At 70.4% G+C, this 21,592-nt stretch carries 19 protein-coding genes; 6 read left to right on the top strand and 13 right to left on the bottom strand.

What is annotated here, in order from left to right:
* Nucleotides 1-10: 10 nt before the first annotated feature.
* The 7 genes from RS82_RS02430 to RS82_RS02400 all read right to left on the bottom strand — a co-directional run bounded on the left by RS82_RS02430 (nt 11) and on the right by RS82_RS02400 (nt 8,675).
* Nucleotides 11-952 carry a PfkB family carbohydrate kinase gene (locus RS82_RS02430; protein ID WP_045296677.1) on the bottom strand — a complete coding sequence of 314 codons (942 nt, stop codon included), beginning with the start codon at nt 950-952 and terminating at the stop codon, nt 11-13.
* Nucleotides 949-1,449: an FBP domain-containing protein gene (locus RS82_RS02425; RefSeq protein WP_045296676.1), complete on the bottom strand. Its 501-nt coding sequence runs from the start codon at nt 1,447-1,449 to the stop codon at nt 949-951. Before RS82_RS02425 ends, RS82_RS02430 begins: the two co-directional genes overlap by 4 nt.
* 195 nt (nt 1,450-1,644) lie before the next feature.
* A complete protein-coding gene (locus RS82_RS02420) occupies nt 1,645-2,553 on the bottom strand; it encodes a bile acid:sodium symporter family protein (RefSeq protein WP_045296675.1) in 909 nt (302 codons plus the stop codon).
* 64 nt (nt 2,554-2,617) lie between these two features.
* Complete coding sequence (locus RS82_RS02415; protein WP_084695425.1) at nt 2,618-4,609, bottom strand: glycoside hydrolase family 13 protein; 1,992 nt, start codon at nt 4,607-4,609, stop codon at nt 2,618-2,620.
* Nucleotides 4,610-4,731: 122 nt separating this feature from the next.
* Nucleotides 4,732-5,628, bottom strand: coding sequence for a sugar ABC transporter permease (locus RS82_RS02410; protein WP_045296708.1), 897 nt, complete (start codon nt 5,626-5,628; stop codon nt 4,732-4,734).
* Nucleotides 5,629-5,743: 115 nt separating this feature from the next.
* Nucleotides 5,744-7,363: an ABC transporter permease subunit gene (locus tag RS82_RS02405; protein ID WP_045296673.1), complete on the bottom strand. Its 1,620-nt coding sequence runs from the start codon at nt 7,361-7,363 to the stop codon at nt 5,744-5,746.
* Nucleotides 7,364-7,445: 82 nt separating this feature from the next.
* Nucleotides 7,446-8,675 carry a sugar ABC transporter substrate-binding protein gene (locus tag RS82_RS02400; RefSeq protein WP_045296671.1) on the bottom strand — a complete coding sequence of 410 codons (1,230 nt, stop codon included), beginning with the start codon at nt 8,673-8,675 and terminating at the stop codon, nt 7,446-7,448.
* Between the two features lie 265 nt (nt 8,676-8,940).
* Here RS82_RS02400 and RS82_RS02395 point away from each other — a divergent pair, with 265 nt between their 5' ends.
* Nucleotides 8,941-9,429, top strand: a complete 489-nt coding sequence (locus RS82_RS02395; protein WP_045296670.1) for a YajQ family cyclic di-GMP-binding protein — start codon at nt 8,941-8,943, stop codon at nt 9,427-9,429.
* 31 nt (nt 9,430-9,460) lie between these two features.
* Here the strand turns inward: RS82_RS02395 and RS82_RS02390 are convergent, their stop codons facing one another.
* On the bottom strand, nt 9,461-10,618 hold the full coding sequence (locus RS82_RS02390; protein WP_045296669.1) for a MalY/PatB family protein: 1,158 nt from the start codon (nt 10,616-10,618) through the stop codon (nt 9,461-9,463).
* 47 nt (nt 10,619-10,665) lie between these two features.
* Between RS82_RS02390 and RS82_RS02385 the strand changes: the two genes are divergently transcribed.
* Nucleotides 10,666-11,142 (top strand): hypothetical protein, encoded by a 477-nt coding sequence (locus RS82_RS02385; protein ID WP_045296667.1) that lies wholly within the window; start codon nt 10,666-10,668, stop codon nt 11,140-11,142.
* A 159-nt stretch (nt 11,143-11,301) separates the two neighbouring features.
* On the opposite strand, the gene RS82_RS02380 is transcribed toward RS82_RS02385, so the two are convergent.
* From RS82_RS02380 to RS82_RS02360, 5 genes are all read right to left on the bottom strand, one after another.
* A complete protein-coding gene (locus RS82_RS02380) occupies nt 11,302-12,393 on the bottom strand; it encodes an alpha/beta hydrolase (RefSeq protein ID WP_084695421.1) in 1,092 nt (363 codons plus the stop codon).
* A 32-nt stretch (nt 12,394-12,425) separates the two neighbouring features.
* Complete coding sequence (locus RS82_RS02375; protein WP_045296666.1) at nt 12,426-13,808, bottom strand: FAD-dependent oxidoreductase; 1,383 nt, start codon at nt 13,806-13,808, stop codon at nt 12,426-12,428.
* A gap of 87 nt (nt 13,809-13,895) precedes the next feature.
* Nucleotides 13,896-14,951: a polyprenyl synthetase family protein gene (locus RS82_RS02370; protein ID WP_045296665.1), complete on the bottom strand. Its 1,056-nt coding sequence runs from the start codon at nt 14,949-14,951 to the stop codon at nt 13,896-13,898.
* A gap of 58 nt (nt 14,952-15,009) precedes the next feature.
* Nucleotides 15,010-15,744, bottom strand: a complete 735-nt coding sequence (locus tag RS82_RS02365) for a demethylmenaquinone methyltransferase (protein WP_045296664.1) — start codon at nt 15,742-15,744, stop codon at nt 15,010-15,012.
* Nucleotides 15,745-15,754: 10 nt separating this feature from the next.
* A complete protein-coding gene (locus RS82_RS02360; RefSeq protein ID WP_342666929.1) occupies nt 15,755-16,393 on the bottom strand; it encodes a DUF402 domain-containing protein in 639 nt (212 codons plus the stop codon).
* Between the two features lie 92 nt (nt 16,394-16,485).
* Between RS82_RS02360 and RS82_RS20570 the strand changes: the two genes are divergently transcribed.
* The 4 genes from RS82_RS20570 to RS82_RS02340 are packed head-to-tail and all read left to right on the top strand — an operon-like array spanning nt 16,486 to nt 21,591.
* Nucleotides 16,486-18,246, top strand: coding sequence for a peptidase S8 (locus RS82_RS20570; RefSeq protein ID WP_052676660.1), 1,761 nt, complete (start codon nt 16,486-16,488; stop codon nt 18,244-18,246).
* Complete coding sequence (locus RS82_RS02350; protein ID WP_045296662.1) at nt 18,243-19,298, top strand: phosphotransferase; 1,056 nt, start codon at nt 18,243-18,245, stop codon at nt 19,296-19,298. Before RS82_RS20570 ends, RS82_RS02350 begins: the two co-directional genes overlap by 4 nt.
* Nucleotides 19,283-20,284 (top strand): T3SS effector HopA1 family protein, encoded by a 1,002-nt coding sequence (locus RS82_RS21490; protein WP_045296661.1) that lies wholly within the window; start codon nt 19,283-19,285, stop codon nt 20,282-20,284. The genes RS82_RS02350 and RS82_RS21490 overlap by 16 nt, the downstream gene beginning before the upstream one ends.
* Nucleotides 20,281-21,591 (top strand): lanthionine synthetase LanC family protein, encoded by a 1,311-nt coding sequence (locus RS82_RS02340; protein WP_045296660.1) that lies wholly within the window; start codon nt 20,281-20,283, stop codon nt 21,589-21,591. The genes RS82_RS21490 and RS82_RS02340 overlap by 4 nt, the downstream gene beginning before the upstream one ends.
* The last annotated feature ends 1 nt before the right edge of the window (nt 21,592 follow it).

The following is a 21,592-nucleotide window of genomic DNA, read 5'->3' as shown; positions in this document are numbered from 1 at the left end:
TCGGCCCGCTCTACGTGCCGATGTGGTCGAGGTCGAGGCCTTCGAGCGCGCTCGGCGTGCGCAGCAGCGCCCCCTCGAAACGGCACGTCGCGGCCGCCGCGTCCATCGCCGAGACCAGCACCGTGTCCCAGTCCTCGGCTCCGTCCGGCGTCCTCGCGACGAGCGCGGCGACAGCGGCGGCGAAGGCGGCGTCGCCCGCGCCCATCGTGTCGACGATGCGGCCGGGCAGGTTCGAGATCGGCCGTGTCACCACGACGTCGCCGGCCTCGATCGTGGCGCCGGCAGCACCTTCGGTCGCCAGCACGGCGCGGGCACCGAGGTCGATCAGGCGGGCGCGCACGGCGTCGAGCCGGTCGTCGTACAGCAGCGCGGCGTCGTCCTCGCCGACTTTCACGAGCGCAGCTCCGGCCGCGAGGGCCTCGAAGCCGCGCACGAACTCGTCCTCGTCGTGCATCATGCCGGTGCGGGGGTTGGGATCGATCGCGACGGACACTTGGGCTCGTCCCCCGCTCAGTGCGAGTGCCTCGGCCCCGGCGATCGCGTCGGCAAGCTCCGTGGCCTGCTCGGCGTCGTCGAAGGCGAAGCAGCTCACGACCACGAGGTCGGCGTCCGCGAAGGCCTGGCGCTCGGCGTCGCCGAAGCGGATCCGCCGGCGCTCTGACGCCTCATTGAACTCGTACACGGGCTCCCCCGCGCCGGAGCGCGTGCTCACGGCGCGTGCGGTGCCCAGGAGCGACGGCGTCGCGAGGAGCCCGACGCCGAAGTCGGCGAGATAGCGCCGCACGCGCGAGGCGGGCTCGTCGTCGCCCAGCATCGCGACGAGGGTCGCCGGTACGCCGAGCCGCGCGAGGCCGACCGCGACGTTGAGCGCGGCTCCTCCGACGAACTCGCGGACGCCATGGTCGTCGCGCAGTTCGTCGATGAGCGCGTCGCCCACCACGACCACCGTCATCGCGGCACTCTCGCGGCTTCGAGCACACGGCCGACGAACGCCTCGGTGCGCCGGCGCGTGCCGTCGATCTTCATGTCGACGCTCGCCCTCACCTCGTTCGGCGCGAGCGGCGGCGCGAGGCGAACATTCTCGTGGCACGACAGGTCGGCGCAGATGTACGTGCCCACGCTGTCGCCGTGCATGCCCGCCTCGCCGGCCTTGCGTGCCGTGTACATGGTGACCTGATCGGCGGGCTGCATCGTGTGGCACAGGTTGCACAGCGCCGCGCGCGCGTGGGACGAGCCCTCCGCGCCGCGCAGCACGATGGCGGCGGGTTCGCCGTCGATCTCGGCGACCAGGTAGCCCCGACCGCGGGTGCGCGGGTCGCGCCACGCCAGGAAGTCGAGGTGATCCCAGTCGGTGAGCACGAAGTCGTGAGGCAGGGTGACGAGACGCAGCTCGTCGGCGGAGGCGTTCACGAATGCGGAACGCAGCTCATCTTCGGTCAGTGGGCGCATGGCACCTCCTCGCCCGCCCAGTCTACGAAGGACGACGGATGCCGCCACCCCGCGTGTCGTCGGCAGACCTCCGCACTCAGCCTCCACCGTGAGACGACAGTCACGCGACGAGACAGTGGGGTTCACCCGGGGTCTTCGTCCTGCAGCTGTCGTCTCACGGCCCGGGGGGGTCGGGCGCGGTCGGAGCGCCCGGGGTCAGCGTGCCGCGGGCTCGGCCACGTCGTCCACGGCGTCGGGCGACGGCTCCTCGGCAGCGCCGGATCGGCCGCGGATGAGAAAGCCGAACCCGAACGCGATGAAGAACATCAGCACGCCGTACACGGCTGCCGGCAGCGACAGCTCCACGGAGCCGAGCACGGTCTGCGCGATGACGATCGCGAGCGTCGCGTTGTGGATTCCGATCTCGAACGACGACGCGATCGACTGCCGCTTGCCGACCCTCACCTGGCGCGGCGCGAAGTAGCCGACCGTGAGGCTGATCAGGCAGAACACGATCGTGATGAGCGAGAGGCGGCCGAAGTTCTCGAGCAGCAGCGCCCAGTTCTGCGCGACGGCGCCCGCGATCACGACGACGAGGATGATGACCGACGCGATGCGCACCGGTCTGTCCATCGCTTCCGCGAAACGCGGCCAGAAGCGGCGCACGATCATGCCGAGCGCCACGGGCAGCAGCACGATCGCGAAGACCTCCACCGTCTTCGCCCACTGCAGTCCCAGCTGGTCGTCGAACGGGTTGAAGTAGAGGATGGCGAGGTTGGTGATGAGCGGGAGCGTGAACACGGCGATCACCGAGTTCACGGCCGTGAGCGAGATGTTCAGGGCCACGTCGCCCCGGAACAGGTGGCTGTAGAGGTTGGCTGTGGTGCCGCCCGGCGACGCCGCGAGCATCATCATGCCGACCGCGAGGATCGGCGGCAGCTGGAACGCGAGCACCAGCCCGAAGCAGATCAGGGGCAGCAGCAGCAGCTGGCACACCAGGGCGATGATCACCGCCTTGGGCTGCTTGAGGACGCGGGCGAAGTCGCCGATGGTGAGGCTCAGGCCGAGCCCGAACATGATGATTCCGAGGGCCACGGGCAGGCCGATGGTGGTCAACGCTGACATGGGACTCAGTGTGTCAAACGATGCGACTGCGTGTCACGGTTGTCCACAGCCCGCAGCGGCGTCGTCAGGCGGACTCGACCTGCTCCGCGGGAGTGGTCTCGTCGGCCGACACCACGCCGCGCGACACTTCGTCCGCAGTCGCGGACCGAGGCTCCGGTGCGGGCACCTTGACGCCCGAGAGCCGCCACACGGCGAACGCGGGCCCGTCTGCCGACAGCAGCACCGCTCCGTCGTCGGCCACCGCGAGGGTCGCGTCGCCGACGAGCGCCTCAGCCGAAGCGGCGCCCGGGAGCGCACCCGCGGGGATCTCGGCATCCGCGTCGCCCTTCGCCGCCAGCACGAGCAGCGTCTCGTCGGCGGCCTCCCGCACGAACACGACGGACTCGTCGTCGACGTGCACCCACCGAAGCCCTCCGGTCGACAGGACCGGGTGCGCGTGGCGCAGCGCGACGAGCTCGCGGTAGAGCGCAAGCCGCTCGGCCACCTCGGGCTCGCTCTCGGTGCCCCACGGGATCGGTGTGCGGCTCGCCTCGCCGTCGACCCCGACGAGTCCGAACTCGTCGCCCGCGAAGATCACGGGCAGGCCCGGCAGCGTCATCATGAGGCCTGCCGCGACCGGCACCGTCCCCGGCGCCGCGTTCGTCGCGAAGCGCCCGGTGTCGTGCGTGTCGAGCGGCTGCATGTTGCCGAGCCGCACCCGCCACGGGATGCCGGCGGTGAAGCGCACCACGGCGTCGACGAACTGCCGCGCGGAGTACCGCGGGATGCCGCCGATCGGCTGGGTGAAGAACCAGGGCTCGGTCGCCTCACGGCCGTCGTACGTGAGGTAGGCCGCGTGGGTCGGCTCGGACAGCCACCCCCACACGGGCCGCGTGAACGACGGGTACGTCATGGCGCCGTGCCAGCCGTCGCCCTGCAGGTCGCTCGCGGCGTCGTTGGTCGACTCCCCCAGCAGGATCGTGTCGGGGTTGATCTCGATCATCGTGCGCCGCAGCAGCTGGCGCACCTCGGCGTTGAGGTCGACGGACCCGAGGCGCCCGGTCATGTTGGCGACGTCGATGCGCCAGCCATCGGCCGAGTACGGCGGCTTGAGCCACTTCGCGACGACGGAGTCGGGTCCCTCGATGAACCGGTCGCGGAGCTCCTGCGACGCCCAGTTGAACTTGGGCAGGCTCGGCACGCCGAGCCACGACGCGTACTCGGTGTTCGCGTCATCCGTGAAGTAGTAGAACTCCTCCTCCGGGGCGCCGGGATGGCCGAGCGCGGCCTGGAACCACTCGTGCCGATCACCAGAGTGGTTGCTCGTGAGATCGCCGATGACACGGATGCCGCGGGCATGGGCGGCCTCGATCAGCCGGACGTACGCCTCATCTCCGCCGAGCAGTGGGTCGACGCGGTCGAAGCTCGAGGCGTCGTAGCGGTGATTCGAGGCCGCGGGGAAGATCGGCGTGAGATACAGCAGGTTGACGCCGAGCGAGACGAGGTGGTCGAGCTTCTCGATGACGCCGCCGAGGTCGCCGCCGTAGAACTGCTGCGACCGCGCCGGCACGACGGGGTCGACGGGGTCGTCCCAATCCGCCGGGATCGCCCAGTCCGGGGTCGGATGCGCATCGGCCTGCGCCGACCGCGCGAAGCGGTCGGGGAACACCTGGTACATCACGGAGTCGGTGAGCCATGCGGGCGGGGCAGGGGACGCGACGAGGGCGAAGTCCTCGGCGTCGAGGGTCTCGATCGTGTGCAGGCCGGTCTGGTTCAGCCACTCCACCCGCCCGTCACCACCACAATCGGCACTGTGCACGAGCACCCAGCGGTAGCCGTGCCGCGGGTTGCGCACGGTGACGGGTGCCTCCCACCACTCCCAGCCGTCGGACGAGCCGAGGGGCGCAGCATCCGTCCATTCCGGCTCGTGATCGGGATTGGAGCGCGTGCGCACCGCCGCGAGCGGGCCGTAGCCCGCCGGCACGCGCAGCCGCACGGTGACCACGTCGCCGAGCTGCGGCGCCAGGTCGGACACGTGCAGCGGCGAGCCGTCGTGGTGAGGGAGGACGGTCGTCATGGCTCGGCCTTTCGTCAGGCGGGCGGTGGCGGTGCTCGCCTCGATCATCGCAGAGCGGAAGTTCCGACGGGCTCCAAGGAGTGGCGCCTTCTCGCATCCGCTCTGCGATCAGCTGTGCTTGATCAGCCCTTCGTGGCGCCGGCGGTCAGGCCCCCCACGATGTACTTCTGGAGGAGCAGGAAGACGATGACGACCGGGATCGCGGCCATGACCGCGCCTGCGGCGAAGCCCGACCAGTCGGCGTATCGCGGGTTCGACACCAGCTTGGTGAGACCGACCACGAGCGTCTGCTTGTCGGGATCGATGAGCAGGACACTCGCGATCATGTATTCGTTCACGATCCCGATGAACGAGAGCAGTCCGACGACGGCGAGGATGGGCGCGACCAGGCGGAGGATGATCGTGAAGAAGATGCGGGCGTGGCCGGCGCCGTCGATCTTCGCCGCCTCGTCGAGTTCCTTGGGGATCGTGTTGAAGAAGCCGTACATCAGGTAGGTGTTCACGCCGAGCGCGCCGCCGAGGTAGATCAGGATCAGCCCGCTGAGCGTGTTGAGTCCGATCGCCGGGAACCAGTCGCTGATGGCGCTGAACATGAGGAAGATCGCCACGACGGCCAGCATCTGCGGGAACATCTGCACGACCACGATCGTGATGAGGCCCACGCGGCGCCCGGTGAAGCGCATGCGCGAGAAGGCGTAGGCGGCGAGGGCCCCGATGAACACCATCGTGAAACCGGTGATCAGCGCCACGATCATGGTGTTGAGGAACCACTGCGGGTAGGGGATCTGCGGGTCGGTGAGGATGCGCACGTAACTGTCGATGCCGACCGCCGAGAACAGCTGGTTCGTGCCCGTGAGGGTGCCGCTCGGGTTCAGCGACGCCGACAGCACGTACAGCAGCGGGAAGATCGCGAACGCCGACACCACGATCGCGACGACGTGGCGCCAGCCGGTGTCGGCGAACCACCTGCCGAACGGGCGACGGCGAGCCGGTCGCTCGGCACGCGGCGAAGGCGCCATGCCGGGGGCCGCGGTCTCGAACTGCTCGGCGGCACTGCCGCCCGCGACGGCCAGGGTCGCATTCTGCGTGACGGTCTTGTCGGGGTGGGCGAGACGGTCCTGGGATTCCGACATGTCAGTTCAGCTCCTCGAGGGCCTTGGTCTTGCGGAAACTGATCACAGCGATCACCGCGACCACGATGAAGATCAGGATCGTGAACGCCGAGGCGAGGCCGTAGTCGCGGTTCTGCCCGGTGAACGCGACCTTGTAGACCATCGAGATCAACAGGTCGGTGTGCCCGGCCGGTATCGCCGTGTCCTCGAATCGCGGCCCGCCGCCGGTGAGCATGTAGATCAGGTTGAAGTTGTTGAAGTTGAAGGCGAACGACGCGATCAACAGGGGCGCCACCGTCACGAGCAGCAGCGGCAGCTTGATGCGACGGAAGATCTGCCAGGGGCTCGCGCCGTCCATGACACCGGCTTCGTTGACCTCCTCGGGGATGCCCTGAAGGGCCCCCATGCACACGAGGAACATGTAGGGGAAACCGAGCCAGAGGTTGACGAGCAGGACCGAGAACTTCGCGATCCACGGGTCGGTCAGCCAGCCGATCTCGGCACCGCCCAGGAGCACCTGGTTGATGAAGCCGAAGCTCTTGTTCATCATGCCCGCCCAGATGAGGGCCGACAGGAACGCCGGGAACGCGTAGGGCAGGATCAGCATGATCCGATACCCGTTCTTGAACCGCATGCGCTTGTTCTGGAACAGCATTGCGAGCAGCAGGCCGAGGAAGAAGGTCGTGGCCACCGAGACGATGGCGAACACGAACGTCCATGCCGTCACCGCCAGGAGCGGGCCGCGGATCGTCGTGTCGGTCAGGGCGCGCACGAAGTTGTCGAAGCCGACGAAGACCTGCCAGCCGGGCAGCAGCTGCTCACCGGACTCGGAGGTGAAGGCGCCCTCGCCGGAGTCGGTGTAGACGGTGCCGGTGGCGGTGTCGGTCATCGTGTCGGCGGCGGCGTCGTACACGAGAGTGGAGGTGTACAGGTAGCCCTTCTGACCGTCCTGCGTGCGGATGGCCCCGTCATTGGGGTCGTCGCTGTACGGCACCGCGAGCTCTTCGACCTCGTTGCTGCGGGCGAGCACGTCCGCGAAGGTGAGCGTGGTCCAGCCATCCACCGCGACGGCCTTGCCGCCGTCCATCGTGGCGTCGACGGACTCGAGCGGCTTCTGGTTGGTGCCGAGCGACGCTTCGCCGTCGGTGGGGTCGGTCACCAGCAGGCCGAGCTCGCCGACGCGCTCGACGACGGTCACGTCGAACGTCGGCGAGTCCTCGACGCGGACGAGCGAGGATCGCATGAGGGACGCGATCGCCTGATCCTTGGAGCCGTTGTGGCCGGTTCCGTAGTTGGTCAGCCCGATGTAGGCGGTGTAGCTGAGGGTGAAGATCTGAAAGACGACCAGCAGGATGATGCCGGGGGTCAGGTACTTCCCGGGGATCTGCTTGCGAGAGAAGTAGATCCAATTGACGAGGATCGTCACGGCCGTCACCAGGGTGAGGACGAGCCACTCGTTGTGAAGGAAGAGGACGAAGACGGCGTACAGCGCGACGGCGTCCACGATCGCCAGCATCACGATCTTGAGCACGATCCAGCGCAGCCGGCCGCCGGCGGCATCCGCCGTGCGGGCAGCGCTGCGCTGCCGGGGCGTCTGCGGCGGGACCTTCTCGTCAGTCGCGGTCGAGAGAGTATCGGTCATCGATCATCCTCATCATCGGGACCGGGACGGATGCCTCGACATCCGTCCCGGTCGCCTGTCACGGTCCTGGGACCGCAGGGTGTTACTTGATGGCTGCGCTCACGTCGTCGGTGAGCTTCTGCCACGTCGCCGTCGGGTCGGCGCCATTGATGATCGCGGCCTCGGCGATGCCCCAGTACTGCCACACGGCACCCATCGCCGGGATGGCGGGCATCGGAACGGCGTCGGCACCGACGGTCTGGAAACCGGCGATGATGGGGTCGGCGGCAGCGGTGTCGGCAGCAGCAGTCAGGGCGGGCAGCACGTTGCCGGCCTTGAAGAGCTCGAGCTGAACATCCTCGGTGCCGATGTAGTTGACGAGGAAGTCGTTCGCGGCGACCTTGTTGTCGGACTCGGCGCTCACGAAGAAGCCCTTCACGCCCGCGAACGGCTGGGCGGGGGCACCGGTCGGGCTCGCGATCGGGTCGATCGCCACGTTGATACCGGCATCGGTCGCGGCGCCGACGTTCCACGGGCCGGTGAGCCAGAAGGCCGCCTCACCCTCGAGGAACTTGGTCTTGGCGATGTCGCCGTCGACGTCGGTGTTGAAATTGCCCGCGACACCCTGCGCGCCGAGCCAGCTGGCGAACTGGAAGCCGCCCTCGTTGCCGATCTGCAGGTCGGCCGGATCGTAGTTCCCCTCGGCGTCGGTGCCGAACACGGGAGCGCCGAACGCGGTCTGGAACGGGTAGAGGTGGTACGGGTCGCCCTCGACACCCTGCTGCACGACGAACGGGGTGGTGAGGCCGGCGGCCTGGCCCTTCGCGATCATGTCGTCGAAGCTCGTGGCCGGCTCGGGGATGATGTCGGCGTTGCGCAGGATGGCGATGTTCTCGACCGCGTACGGAAGCATGTAGGTGGTGCCCTCGTAGGTCGAGGCCTGCAGCGCGACCGGGAGGTAGTCACCGGCGGTGTCGCCGAGCTCGATCGGCGCCACGACGCCGTTGGTCGACAGCTCGCCGAGCCAGTCGTGGGCGCCCATCACCACGTCCGGGCCCTTGCCCGTCGGGGCCTGCTGGATGAAGTCGTCCTTGATCTTGCCGGTGTCCTTGCCCACCAGGTCGACCTTGACGCCGGTCTTCTCGCTGTACGCGTCGGCGGCGCCCTTCAGCGCGTCGACGCGCTCGGAGTCGACCCAGACGGTCAGGGTCGACGTGGCGTCGCCCTCGTCGCTCGAACCGGTGTTGTCACCGCTGCCCGCGCAGCCCGCGAGGACGATCGACGCGACGGCGAGACCGCCGAGCGCGAGCCAGCTCTTCTTGTTCACCTTCATCGGTGCAGTGCCTCTCTGGAGTGCTGAGTGAGTCCGGCCGCACTGTCGGTCGCGACGGTGCGGGTTCGACTCATACCTGCGAAATGCAAGCGCTTACATTTGTAACTCAGCAGACGCCATATGGCAACACCGGGATCGGATCGATACCTCGCCGTGACTTTCAGCGTCTGCGTGGAATCGCTTGCACACCTGACGGCGACGGGAACCGCTTGCAGCGGCGTCCGTTCTCCCGCGCCGCGCGACAGCCGCCGATAGACTTCCGGCCATGGCAGATTCTTCGTTCGACATCGTCAGCAAGGTCGACCACCAGGAGGCGGAGAACGCCCTCAACCAGGCCCGCAAAGAGATCGAGCAGCGCTACGACTTCAAGGGCACCGGGGCGTCCGTCGAGTGGAGCGGCGAGTCCGTGCTCATCAAGGCCAGCACCGAGGATCGCGCGAAGGCGGTTCTCGACGTCTTCCAGTCGAAGCTCATCAAGCGCGGCATCTCGCTGAAGAGCCTCGAGTCGGGCGAGCCCTTCGCCAGCGGCAAGGAGTACCGCATCGTCTCGACGATCAAGGACGGCATCTCGTCCGAGAACGCGAAGAAGATCTCCAAGATCATCCGGGACGAGGGTCCGAAGTCGGTGAAGTCGCAGATCCAGGGTGACGAGCTGCGCGTGCAGTCGAAGTCCCGCGACGACCTGCAGGAGGTGCAGCGCCTGCTGAAGGCGGCGGACCTCGACGTCGATCTCCAGTTCGTCAACTACCGGTAGCGCTGGTCCCTGATGGGGCTGGGGCTCCGCTTCAGCCTGTCACGCTCGCGAGCCGCCGCACCGCCTCGGTGATCGTTTCGGGCGCGCAGGCGAGGTTCATCCGCGCATGCCCCGCGCCCTGCCGACCGAACCTCGGTCCGCTCGACAGCGCCACACGTGCGTGCTGTTCGGCGAGGACGGCGGGGTCGTCTCCCCAGCCCAGAGCGGACATGTCCAGCCACGCGAGGTAACTCGCCGAGGGACGCCGAAGTCGCACCGCGGGCAGACGAGCGGCGAGTTCGGCCTGGAGAAGGTCGGCATTGCGCTGCACCGCGGCGATCGTGCCGTCGAGCCAGTCGCGGCTGTGGGCGAACCCTTCCCGCGTCGCGATCAGCCCGAACTGCCCCGCCCGGAAAGTGACCTCCTCCGGCAGCGAGCGGATGAGGTCGGTCATGCGGTCCGACTCCGACACGAACAGCGCGGTCTTGAGCCCGGCGAGGTTGAACGCCTTGCTTGCCGACTCGGCGGCGATCCCGTGGGCCCGCGCCTCCTCCGAGACGGTGAGGTACGGCGTGAACTCCACGCCGTGATGGGTCAGCGGTGCGTGGATCTCGTCCGAGATGACGAACCCCTTGTGGCGCGCGACGATGCGGGAGAGCTCTTCGAGGGTCGCCCGGTCGTGGACCAGCCCGACGGGGTTGTGCGGGCTGCACAGCAGTACGCCCTTCGCGCCCGCGGCCAGCTCCCGGTCGATGCCCTCGAGGTCGAGCGCGTACGAAGATCCGTCGTCGTGCAGCGGCACTTCGGCGACGACTCCGCCTGCCTCGGGGACGAGGTCGTAGAACGGCGGATAGATCGGCGGCGTGATCACGACCCCCTCGCCGGGCTCGATCAGCCGGCGCAGCGACTCCACGATCACGACGCTGACATCGGTCGTGATGCCCATCCGCTCGATATCCGGCTCCCATCCCCACGCGGCCGCGGCGTAGTCTCGGAACGCCTTCCGAGCCCCGGGATCCAGTGGATTGACGTACCCGGTGTCCCCCAGGTCGATCGCCTCGTGCAACGCCCTCCTGATCGCCGGCGCCAGCGGGAAGTCCATCTCGGCGACGAACATCGGCAGCACGTCGTCGGCGTAGACGCCCCACTTCTCGCTCGTGCGTCGGCGGAGAGTCTCCATGGCGTCGGCCGACGTGGGGGTGATGGGCATCGTCGTCGCTCCTCAATCGCGGTGGAGACTGACCCTACACTCGGGCCATGCGCTTCCTCCGGGCCGTGTTGTCGGCCGTCGTCGCGACGCTGCCGGTGCTGGTCGTCCTCCTCATCCCCTCGCTCGTGCGCAGCGACGTCGACGGGGGCTCAGCAGCCGGTGTCGGCACCGCGATCCTCAACGCCGCGTTCATCGCAGCGGTCATCCTGATCCCCCGGGTGAACGGGTGGCTCGACCCCGAGGTGCCGGACTGGACGTCGACGACCGCGATGGCCGCGGCCGGCCGGGTGTGGCGCAGCCGCATCTGGCTCGCGCTCCTCGCCGTGCTGGCGCTGCTGGCGATCCTGGCCGCCGGCCAGACGGCCGCGTACCTGCTGAGCCAGAGCTCGCCGGCGGTCGCCGAAGGAGCACTCGACTACAGCCGCTTCGTCGCGCAGGAGCTCGTCGTGTACCTGCTCGGGTACGTCCTCTCGCTCACGACCTACGTCCTTCTCGTGCGCGTGCTCGCCCGCCGCGCGGAGTGACCGACGCGGCCGGGAACGATAAAGGCCCCGGGTGCTGGGGACACCCGGGGCCTGTCGTCGTCTGCTCTCGCACAACCAACCCCCCGGTTAGCGGCGCGTGACGACGGATGGGAAGGATTCTTGGGGAGGGCCTTCCCTGAGATGCTGGGGACATCTCCCCTACAGCTTAACCCGACTGTCCACAAGAGCGCTGTCCCCTCTTCGGGGGACATTTTCGTCCGGTACGACGTACGCGCGAGCCCAGCGGTCGAGAGCATCGTACGCGATCGCGCGAGGGGCGGGGCGCGAGAGGAAGACGTCGTGGATCGCACCCTCGACGCGGGCGATCGTGACGAGCCCGCCGATGCGGGTCGCGGCGCGGGCGATGTCGTCGACCACGAGCACGGAGTCCGTCGACGTCATGGACTCCTTCCACGACAGCGGCGTCGTCGAGGCCACCGACAGCAGCACCAGCGCCGGGCATGCCACGTCGACGCCGGCCGCGATGCGGCGGTGCCCCTCCATGACGGCCGACAACCACCCCGGCGCCGTCGGGAATCCCCGGTCGGGCCGCCAGACGGCGCGGTGATCGTCATGCGGCAGCGTGCCGATCTCGTGCTGCGCGCGCGTGTAGAACCCGAAGTCGACGGCGGGCTGCGTTCCGCGCGGGTCGAGCCTCGCCCGCATGTCCACCAGCGGTGCCAGTGCCTGGCGACCCAATGTGCCCAGCTGGAGCTCGAGCCACGGGCTGTTGAGCACGATCGCGTGCGCGCGGCCGGGGTGCCGAGCCGCCCAGAGCGTGAGTGTGAGGCCTCCGGTCGAGTGGCCCATCAGGACGAGCTTGCGGTGGCCGCCGCGCGTGTCCGGTTCGGAGGGCGATGCTTGTCCGGCTGGATCCGCGGCGTGTCCCATCGCGTGCAGCGCGGCCGCGATGTCGACGTCGTAGTCCTCGAGGGAGTCGACGTACCCGGGCGCCTGCCCGTCCCTGAGGCTTCGCCCGTAGCGACGCAGATCGAGCGCGTAGAAGCGCGCACCGCGCCCCGTCCAGAACCGCGCGAGGTCCCGCTGGAAGAAGTAGTCCGACCAGCCGTGCACGTAGAGCACGTCGACCTCGCGCAGCGGCGCGAACAGCGTCAGGAGCGGATTCGGGATGCTGCGCACCAGCGTCGCGACCAGCGGCCCGTGCTCGCCGTCCAGGCCGAGCGGCAGCGTCAGCTGCTCGAACGGCTCCCCCAGGATGTCGGGGACCCAGGTGAGGGATGGCCCGGCCATGCCCTCAGCCTAGGGGCGGCGTCCCGACGAGCTCAACGATCGGGGGTGCTGCGGGAGATCGTGACCATCTCGTCGCGGGGCACGACCTTGATGCGCGCCCGCTCGTGCGGTGCGCCCAGGGCCATCTCGTGCTCGTCGAGGCGGTGCCAGCCGTCGAGGTCGGTCCAGGCCACGCCGCGCTCGGCGAGAAGTGCGGGGATGGCGGCCTCCGACGGGTCGGCAGGCTGCCACCACGTGCCCTGGTCGTTGATGAGGTGACGGATCGTCTCCATCGCGTCGGACTTCGTGTGGCCGATGAGGCCCACCGGGCCGCGCTTGATCCAGCCGGTGGCGTACACGCCGTTGACGCGCTGGTTCGAGTCCTTGCTCAGCACCTGGCCCTCGCGGTTCGGGATGACGCCGTGGCGCTTGTCGAAGGGCACCCCCGGCAGCGGCGATCCGAAGTATCCGACGGCGCGGTACAGCGCCTGGATCGGCACCTCGCGCAGCTCGCCGGTGCCGACGACACCGCCCTCCCCGTCGGGACGCGTGCGCTCGTAGACGAGAGCTGACACGCGGCCGGAGGCATCCGTCTTCACCTCGATCGGCTTGGCGTAGAAGTGCAGGTGCAGCCGGCGCGACGCGGAGCCGCCGGCGTTGTTGACCGAGTCGCGCTTGCGCCAGGACTGCAGCACGCGGTCGATGACCATGACCTGCTTGTTGCTCGCGATGGCGGCGCGGGCCGCGTCGTCGTAGTCGAAGTCCTCGTCGTACACGACCATGTCGACGTCGCGCAGCTCGCCCAGCTCACGGAGCTCGAGCGGGGTGAACTTCACGTTCGCGGGTCCGCGACGGCCGAACACGTGCACGTCGGTCACTTTCGAGGCGACCAGGCCCCGGTGGACGTTGTCGGGGATCTCGGTCGGCAACAGGTCCTCGGCGTGCTTGGCCAGCATGCGCGACACATCGAGCGCGACGTTGCCGTTGCCGATGACGGCGACGGATGCTGCCTCCAGCGGCCACTCGCGCGGCACATCCGGGTGCCCGTCGAACCAGCTCACGAAGTCGGCGGCACCGTACGAGCCGACCGCGTCGATACCGGGGATGTCGAGATCGGTGTCGCGGATCGCGCCGGTGGCGAAGATGACCGCGTTGTAGTGGCGCTTGAGGTCGTCGAGGGTGATGTCCTCGCCGAAGCGCACGTTGCCGAAGATGCGGATGTCGCCGCGATCGAGCACCTCCCGCAGGGCCGTGATGATGCCCTTGATGCGGGGGTGGTCGGGGGCGACGCCGTAGCGGACCAGCCCGTACGGCGCGGGCAGCTGCTCGAACAGGTCGATCGACACGTCGAACTTGCGCTCGGCCTTCAGCAGGATGTCGGCGGCGTAGATGCCCGCCGGTCCTGCGCCGACGATCGCCAATCGGAGCTTGGTCATGGTGGTCCTTTCGGGCGTTTCGTCTCGCTCGTTCATCGCTCGCTCAACGGCCGGGATGCCGGAGGCGGAGAAGAACTCGGACGGGGATCAACTTGAGCGGTCGGCGACGGCCTGGGCGAAGCGGGTGAGGGCCTCCCGCACCGCGCCGTCGGGCAGCGGCGCGAGCGCCTCGATCGCCTCGGTCGACCACGCGTTGGCGAGGTCGAGGGTCGCCTGGGTGGCCTCGTGGTCGCGCAGCTGCGCGAGCGGGTCGTCGAGGATCGCGGGATCGGCCCCGTCGGCGATGCGCGCCACGCCCTCGTCGATGCGTGTGCGCAGGTCGACGGAGGCGGCATCGGTCCGCTGCCCGAGAACGAGGTACGGCATGGTCGGCACGCCGGCCCGCAGGTCGGTGCCGGGCACCTTGCCGGTCTCGTCGGGGTCGGCCGACAGGTCGATGACGTCGTCGAGCAGCTGGAACGCGACACCGGCCTTCTCGCCGAACGTCACCATCGCCTGCTCGAACTGCTTGGGCCCGTTGGAGAAGACGATGCCCGACTGCGCGGCCGCCGCGATGAGCGAACCCGTCTTGTCGGAGAGCACCTGGAGGTAGAACGCGACGCGGTCGTCGTCGTCGGACGGGCCGACCGTCTCGTGCATCTGCCCGAGCACGAGCCGCTCGAACGTGTCGGCCTGCAGCCGGATGGCGTCCTCACCGTGGCGCGCCATGATCTGGCTCGCGCGGGAGAACAGCAGGTCGCCGGTGAGGATCGCGACGTTGTTGCCCCACACCGCGTGCGCACTGGGAACACCGCGACGCTTGTCGGCAGCATCCATCACGTCGTCGTGGTACAAGGATCCGAGATGCGTCATCTCGAGCGCGGTCGCGGCGTCGATCACCGCATCGGTGGCGCCGTCGCCGAGCTGGGCGGTCAACAGCGCCAGCATCGGGCGGATGCGCTTGCCGCCGGCGTCGTACAGATAGCGGCTCGTCGCGTCGGCGAGCGTGTCGGCCACGCGCAGCTCGCGCTCGAGGGCGCTGTCGACGCGCTTGAGCCCCGCCTCGACGGTCTTGAGCAGGCCGCGCGATCGCGCGCCCGCGAAGATGCGGTCGCTGAGGCCCAGCTTGCCCGCGATGTGCGAGCCCGGCGCTGTCGGTGTCACACGCCCAGCCTACCGGGGGCGCGTTTCGTCGCGGTCCGCCGCACGTCGACCGACGACGCTAGGCCCGGGGCTTCGTGGCGCGGTGCAGCGCGACGATGCCCATCGACAGGTTGCGGTGCGCGACGTCGGTCCAGCCGGCCTGGCGGATCCACGCCGAGAGCGTGCGCTGGTCGGGCCAGTCGCGGATCGACTCATTCAGGTAGTCGTAGGCCTCCGCGTTGGAGCTGACGGTCTTCGCGACGACGGGCAGCACACGGTCGTTGTAGAAGCGATACAGGCCGTTGAACGTCTTCGACGGCGGGTGCGAGAACTCGCAGACGACGAGGCGCCCGCCGGGCTTCGTGACGCGCAGCAGCTCGCTCAGCGCTTTCTTCGGCTCGTTCACGTTGCGCAGCCCGAACGACATCGTGACCGCGTCGAACTCGTCGTCGCCGAAGGGCAGGTCGGTCGCGTCGGCCTGCACGAAGGAGAGATTCCGGATGCCGCTGTGCCGGCGTCGCCCCTCGGCGATCATGCCGGGCGAGAAGTCCGCCGCGACCACCGTGGCGCCTCTGCCGGCGAGCGCGACGCTCGAGGCGCCCGTGCCCGCGGCGAGGTCGAGGATGCGCTGCCCGGCGCGCGGGTTCACCGCGCGCGTCGTCGCGGCGCGCCAGAACCGGTCGTTGCCCATGCTCAGCACGGTGTTGGTGCGGTCGTAGCCGGCCGCGACCTGGTCGAACATGCCGCTCACGCGCGACGGGTCCTTGTGGAGGTCGGCGCGGTTCGGCTCGGGATCGGAGGGGTGGGATGCCACGGCTTCGAGTCTAGGCGGCGGTGCCGTCTGCGCCGGGGCCGCCGTCACCTGCGGCCGCGAAGGAGACGGGTGGGGGCGGCGCGACGGCGTCGTAGGACGCGAGCCGGGCGAGCCACGCATCGGGCGTCGCGTCATCGAACGGCGCCTCCGCCGCCGCGACGCGGCGCTCGAGGTCCACGGCGAGCGCCTCGAGCTTGTCGACGAGGTCGAGCGGATAGCCGTACGCGACGCGGTGCTCATCCCACTCGTCACGGTCGTCGATGAACAGGCCGCGCCCGTCGATCGCCTTCACGACGTCGAGGTCCATGTCGATGCCGCGGGGCTCGTGGCCCTCCCAGCGGATGTCCCACGCGACGTCGATGTAGATGCGCACGCGCCGCGGCGCGCCGTGGACCGTCATCGCGTAGTCGCCGCTCGGCGGGATGAGGGTGACGTTGGGTCCGTCGGCGACGAACTCGAGCCCCGGACGGACGTTGCGCCAGCCGGAGGGCTGACCGACCCAGTCGCCCCACCGGTCCCTGCCGAGGTAGATGCAGTCGTTGACCCAGTGCGGGCCGCCGTCCCACTTGCGCCAGCGGAACTGGAGCGGGGCTCCGGGCTCGGGGCGGTCGGAATCCGGGTGACCTGAGAGGTGCATCGGGGTCGGCACCCGCCTCAGTGTAGGGCTGTATCAGTCTCTTCCCGCCATCCCTCCTCCACGGTGGCCGCAACCTCGCGGCCCTTGAGGAGAGAAGTCCGAAAATGGCTGCAACATCCGGCGGCTCGTCGCGAAAGCGCACGTCCGCTCCTCGGGCGGAACTGGGTGCCTCCGCTCCGCTCTACATCGACGGCGACGACGTCATTCCCGGCGAGGTCATCGTCACGCTCAAAGCCGACGCCGCCGATGCGATGACGGCGTCCGTGCCCATCCACCCCGGCGGCCGCGGCGTCTCGATGGCCGATTCGCTGGGGGTGTCGGGCGTCGACGCCGTGCTCGCGAGCCTCGGTGCCTACGACATCACCCGGCTCGCCCCGCCCTCGCAGGGCATCGCGCGTTCCGCGATGGCCCTGGACGGCGTGCCCGAGCCCGAGGAATCGATCCTCGGTCGCTCGTTCCGTGTCCGCATCGACGCGAAGGTCGCCCCCGACAAGGCGGCGGCTGAGCTCGACGCCCTCGATGAGGTCGAGGTCGCCGAGCCGAACCGGTGGCGGGAGGCCAGCGTCATCCCTGACGACCCGCAGTTCGGGGCGCAGTGGGGGCTGACCAAGATCAACGCCCCGGACGCGTGGGACGTCACGAAGGGATCCGCGAGCGTCGTCGTGGCGGTCATCGACTCGGGCGTCGACCTCGACCACCCCGAGCTGGCGCCGCTGCTGGTCCCGGGATTCGACATGGTCGATCTGGGTCCGAACCCGACGCCGAACCCGGGGTGGCGCTTCGAGGGCGACTTCGCGGGGCGCGACGCGATCCCCGAGGACGAGGTCGGCCACGGCACGCACGTCGCGGGCACCATCGCCGCCGTGTCCGACAACGCCGTCGGCGTCGCGGGCGTCGGGTGGCAGACACGGATCATGCCGATCAAGGCGCTCACCCGGGTCGTGCGCATCAGCGACGGTCGCGTGAGCGGCACGGGCTCGTCGGCCGACGTCGCCGCGGCCATCCGGTACGCGGCCGACAACGGCGCCCATGTCATCAACATGAGCCTCGGCAGCCCGTCCTCGACCTCGGTCGAGGCGAGCGCGGTGGCGTACGCGGTGAGCAAGGGCGTGGTCGTCGTGGCCGCGATGGGCAACGACGGCAGCTCTTCGCCGAGCTTCCCTGCCGCCTATCCGGACGTGATCGCGGTCGCCGCGATCCAGTCGAACGAGTCGCGCGCGGCGTTCTCGCAGACCGGACCGCACATCGACATCTCGGCGCCGGGTGTCGGCATCCTGTCGACGTACCTCGCAGGGGGCCTCGCCACGATGGCCGGCACGTCGATGGCCTCGCCGCACGTGGCGGGTGTCGCGGCACTCGTGAAGGCGGTCAAGCCGAGCCTGACGGCAACCGAGATCGGCGACATCCTCCGTTCGACGGCGAAGCCGCTCCGCGACGTCGCGGGCGATCCCGTGCCGAACGACCGGTACGGCTGGGGACTCGTCGACGCCGCTGCGGCGGTGCTCAAGGCGCGAGGGCCGATCGTCATCAAGCCGACGATCACCGTCAAGCTGCGCACTCCTGTGGTGGCCTGCGTACCGAGGACGATCACCCTCCCGGAGTGCGGCACGATCAAGACGGTCCTTCCGCTGCAGTGCAAGAAGATCAAGTCGATCCACATCGCATGCCCCGTGACGACGACGGTGACCAAGGTCCCGACGACCGTGACGGGCCCGGGACCCGGACCCCAGCCTGGCGGTGCCGACCCGTTCGGCGTCGAGCAGGGCGACTACGAGGCCGGCTTCGCCGCCGGCTATGCCGCGGCGATCGAGGAGCTCCAGTCCGGCGGCGGCGACGCCTACGGCGAGGGGCTGTTCGACGAGTGATCGCCGACGCGACCATGGTGCGGACGGATGCGGGCACCACCCCGCATCCGTCCGTCACCGCCCTGCGCGCGGTGGGGCTGCTCGGTCCCACCGAGCTGCTGCGCGCCGAGCCCACCGACCTGTCCCGCGCCCACGGCGTGTGGGCCGTGCACCTCCCGGACGACCGACGCGTGGTCGTCAAATCCGGCGCCTTCACGCCACCCGCCGACGGATCGACCGGCTCTGCCCAGGAAGGACTCGGCGCGGAGCTGTTCGTGCAGCGCATGGCGCGCTGGTGCCTTCCCCTGCAGGACGCGATCCCGTCGCCCGCGGCCGTCGACGAGGAGCATGGCATCCTCGTCGTGGAGGACCTCGGAGCGGGGCATCCGGCGTCCCTCGCCCTCGTCTCTGACACGATCGGCGACGAGGACGCCTTCTTCCGTCTCCTCGGCGCCCGCGTGGGCGCCGTGCATCGCGCCACCGCCGGGCTGCCTCTGCCGCCGGCGCGCCCGCCGCTCGTGCTCCACGTGCTGCGCACGGTCGAACGCGCCGACTCGCTCGGCCTCGCCCTGACGACGCGCGACCTCATCGCCTTCCTTCGCGCGCAGCCCGCCCTGATGGCCGCAGCCGCGCGCCTGCGCACGCCTGCCGGGCGCGCGCTCGTGCACCACGACCTCAAGTGGGACAACGTCGCCGTCGCGCCCGGCCCCTCCCCCGTCATCGTCGACTGGGAACTGGCGGGGGCGGGCGATCCGGCATGGGACCTCGGATGCCTCGTCGCCGAGCATCTGCTGCGCGGCAGGTCGGCCGCGGCCGGGCTGCCGTCGACGGGCCGTGAGCTCGTGCGCGGTTACGGCGAGGCCGCGCGGATCTCGTCGCGCGCCACAGGACTTTTCGCGGAGCGCGTCGCGCTGGCCGCGGTGCTGCGCCTCGCGCAGTTCGCGCTCGAGGTCGCCGAGCGGAGCGAGCACGGCGACGAGGAGCAGTCCCACGAGCTCGCGGGCCTCGCGATCGGACACCAGGATCACCTGTCCGCACTCACGGAGGAGCTGCGCTCATGCCTCGCACGATGACCTCCGTCGCCGCGGCCGGGGCGGCCGTCGCCCGCGGCGAGCGCATCCCCGAGGCGACACTGCGTGCGCTGAGCCGGGCGCTCGCGCTCGTCGAGGGCGCAAAGGAAGCACGAGGATTGCGCGCGGGCGCTCCGACCGGGGTCGAGATCGAGAGCCCGCTCGCGGAATGGCTCTATGCGAACTGGTGGACCGGCCCGGCCGGCGATGCCCCCACACCGTCGGAGCGCACCCTCGGCGCTCCTGCCGCGTTCCCCCGCGTCGGCCTGTTCGAGGCGATGCGACGCCGCGCGGCAGGCACGTCCGAGGCATGGATCGTCCTGGCCGTGCGTGACGGCACCGCCACGGTCGTGGCATCCCGTCCTCCTTCCTCCGCCCCACCGGGCCACGTCCGCATCGCGATAGACCGCGTCGTCTCGTCCTCGCGGCCCGGCTGCCACCCGGCGCCGGGCGATCTGGTGACGATCACCCGGGGGTCGTCGGGATGGGACCGCGGGTCGGGATGGTGGTGGGCGCACTCCGGCGAGGGCGTCCCCGACGGCCCCCTCGACCGCTGGTACACGCACTCCCGCTCGCCGGAGGACTCCGCGGCCCTGCTGCCTGCGCTGATGGGCGCGTTCGCAGACGCCGGGAGCGCCTTCTCACTCAAGTGCCTGCCTGCGCCCGCCGGCTACGGCCGGCCCGACGCGCTCGTCGTCTACACGCCTCGGGTCGTCCGGGCGCGGGTGGCCGCGGCGCTTCGTCGCCAGGCCATGGACATCGCGCCCCACGTCGATGCGTCGATCCCGCCGACGACGCGACGCATCGCCCGGGGCATCGGGATGTCGGAGGATCCCGCCGACGGCACCAGCTTCGGTCAGCTGCGGACGGCCCAGGTCGCCGCGATCGCGGCGATGACCGCGCATACGGATGCTGCGCCGCACCGTCTGCGCGAGGCCGCCGGCACGGTCGGTCTCGACGTGACACGACCCTGGAGGGCGCGGCCATGACCGCCGTCGCCCCGGCCCTCGCTGCGTCGGCGCCGGCGGTGCGGTCGCCCGGCGAACTCGGAGCCGCGGCGATCGCGCTGGCCCACCGCCTCGCTGCCGACGTGGTCGTCGACGACCGCGGGGCGCCGGAGTGGATCGGCGACGAGATCGACCTCGCCGCGAGTGCCGACGGATCCGTCCTGAAGACGGGGCCCGTCGACGATGGCCTCCTCACCGGGCGGGCGGGCATCGCCCTCGCTCTCGCCGCGGCGGCACGGCACGCGCGCGATGAATCCCTTGCGCTGCTCGCCCAGGCGACCCTCGCGGACGTTCTCGACCGCCGCCGGGCCGCGCGGCGCGGACAGCTCGGCTGGCAGAGCGGAGACCTGGGGATCGCGATCGCCGCGGAGCGGATCGCGGACCTGCTCGGCCGGCCCGACCTCGCCGACGGAAGCCGCCGGCTCGCTGCCCGGGCGGTCGCGGCGCTCGCGACGGCGGACGACTCGTGGCTTCCCGGGTACGCCGATCTTCTCGACGGCTCAGCGGGCCATCTGCTCGCGGTGCTCGCCGCCGCACTGCCGGCGAGCGCCGAGCGGCATCGGGCGACGGCCGCCGAGCGGCTCGTGCGCGACCTGCGCGCTCGCGCCGTCGTCGACGTCTGCGGCGCACGCTGGCCGATGGCCGACGGCGACCGCGCTGTCACCGGCCTGGCGCACGGCTCGTCGGGCATCGGCCTGGCGCTGCTCGCCGCGCATGCCGCCGGCGTCGCCGGTGCAGACCGAGCGCTCGCCGATGCCGCGTGGACGTGGGAGGACGCGGGTTACGGCGCCGAGGACGGCGGCTGGTACGACCTGCGCCTGGATGAGCCGGCGATCGGTCTGGCGTGGTGCCACGGAGCTCCGGGGATCGGGATCGCGGCGGCGCTCCGCTCCCGCATCGACAGGGACGGTGCCCTCGAGAGCGAAGCGACCTACCTCCGTGCGCTGCGCTCGGTCCAGCGCGCCCGGCGGGAGATCCCCGACGAGGCGGAGGACGACGCCACCCTGTGCCACGGCCGCTCCGGCATCGTCGAGCTGCACCTGGCCGGCGCCGAGGCGGAGTGGTCCACCGATGCCGCATCCCGCGAGGAGCACCGGCGCGCGGCACGGTACGAGGCATCCGTCGTCGCCGCCGGCATCGATGCCGACGGGAGCACGAGGTTCAGACACGGTGTGCGGGGCGGCCGATCACCGGCGGTCCTCGACGGCACGGCGGGCGTCGTGCTGACACTGCTGCGCTGCGCCGGCCCCTCGGCAAGCGTCGCGCACCCGCCCCTGCGGCTGCGGTGAC

The sequence above is a fragment of the Microbacterium trichothecenolyticum genome, from assembly GCF_000956465.1.
Classification (GTDB): domain Bacteria; phylum Actinomycetota; class Actinomycetes; order Actinomycetales; family Microbacteriaceae; genus Microbacterium; species Microbacterium trichothecenolyticum.
This window is presented reverse-complemented; position numbering and strand designations above follow the sequence as displayed.

Coding starts and splice junctions, on each gene's coding strand:
- RS82_RS02430 (WP_045296677.1), bottom strand. CDS start 952: ATGACGGTGGTCGTGGTGGGCGACGCGCTCATCGACGAACTGCGCGAC.
- RS82_RS02425 (WP_045296676.1), bottom strand. CDS start 1,449: ATGCGCCCACTGACCGAAGATGAGCTGCGTTCCGCATTCGTGAACGCC.
- RS82_RS02420 (WP_045296675.1), bottom strand. CDS start 2,553: ATGTCAGCGTTGACCACCATCGGCCTGCCCGTGGCCCTCGGAATCATC.
- RS82_RS02415 (WP_084695425.1), bottom strand. CDS start 4,609: ATGACGACCGTCCTCCCTCACCACGACGGCTCGCCGCTGCACGTGTCC.
- RS82_RS02410 (WP_045296708.1), bottom strand. CDS start 5,628: ATGGCGCCTTCGCCGCGTGCCGAGCGACCGGCTCGCCGTCGCCCGTTC.
- RS82_RS02405 (WP_045296673.1), bottom strand. CDS start 7,363: ATGACCGATACTCTCTCGACCGCGACTGACGAGAAGGTCCCGCCGCAG.
- RS82_RS02400 (WP_045296671.1), bottom strand. CDS start 8,675: ATGAAGGTGAACAAGAAGAGCTGGCTCGCGCTCGGCGGTCTCGCCGTC.
- RS82_RS02395 (WP_045296670.1), top strand. CDS start 8,941: ATGGCAGATTCTTCGTTCGACATCGTCAGCAAGGTCGACCACCAGGAG.
- RS82_RS02390 (WP_045296669.1), bottom strand. CDS start 10,618: ATGCCCATCACCCCCACGTCGGCCGACGCCATGGAGACTCTCCGCCGA.
- RS82_RS02385 (WP_045296667.1), top strand. CDS start 10,666: ATGCGCTTCCTCCGGGCCGTGTTGTCGGCCGTCGTCGCGACGCTGCCG.
- RS82_RS02380 (WP_084695421.1), bottom strand. CDS start 12,393: ATGGCCGGGCCATCCCTCACCTGGGTCCCCGACATCCTGGGGGAGCCG.
- RS82_RS02375 (WP_045296666.1), bottom strand. CDS start 13,808: ATGACCAAGCTCCGATTGGCGATCGTCGGCGCAGGACCGGCGGGCATC.
- RS82_RS20570 (WP_052676660.1), top strand. CDS start 16,486: ATGGCTGCAACATCCGGCGGCTCGTCGCGAAAGCGCACGTCCGCTCCT.
- RS82_RS21490 (WP_045296661.1), top strand. CDS start 19,283: ATGCCTCGCACGATGACCTCCGTCGCCGCGGCCGGGGCGGCCGTCGCC.
- RS82_RS02340 (WP_045296660.1), top strand. CDS start 20,281: ATGACCGCCGTCGCCCCGGCCCTCGCTGCGTCGGCGCCGGCGGTGCGG.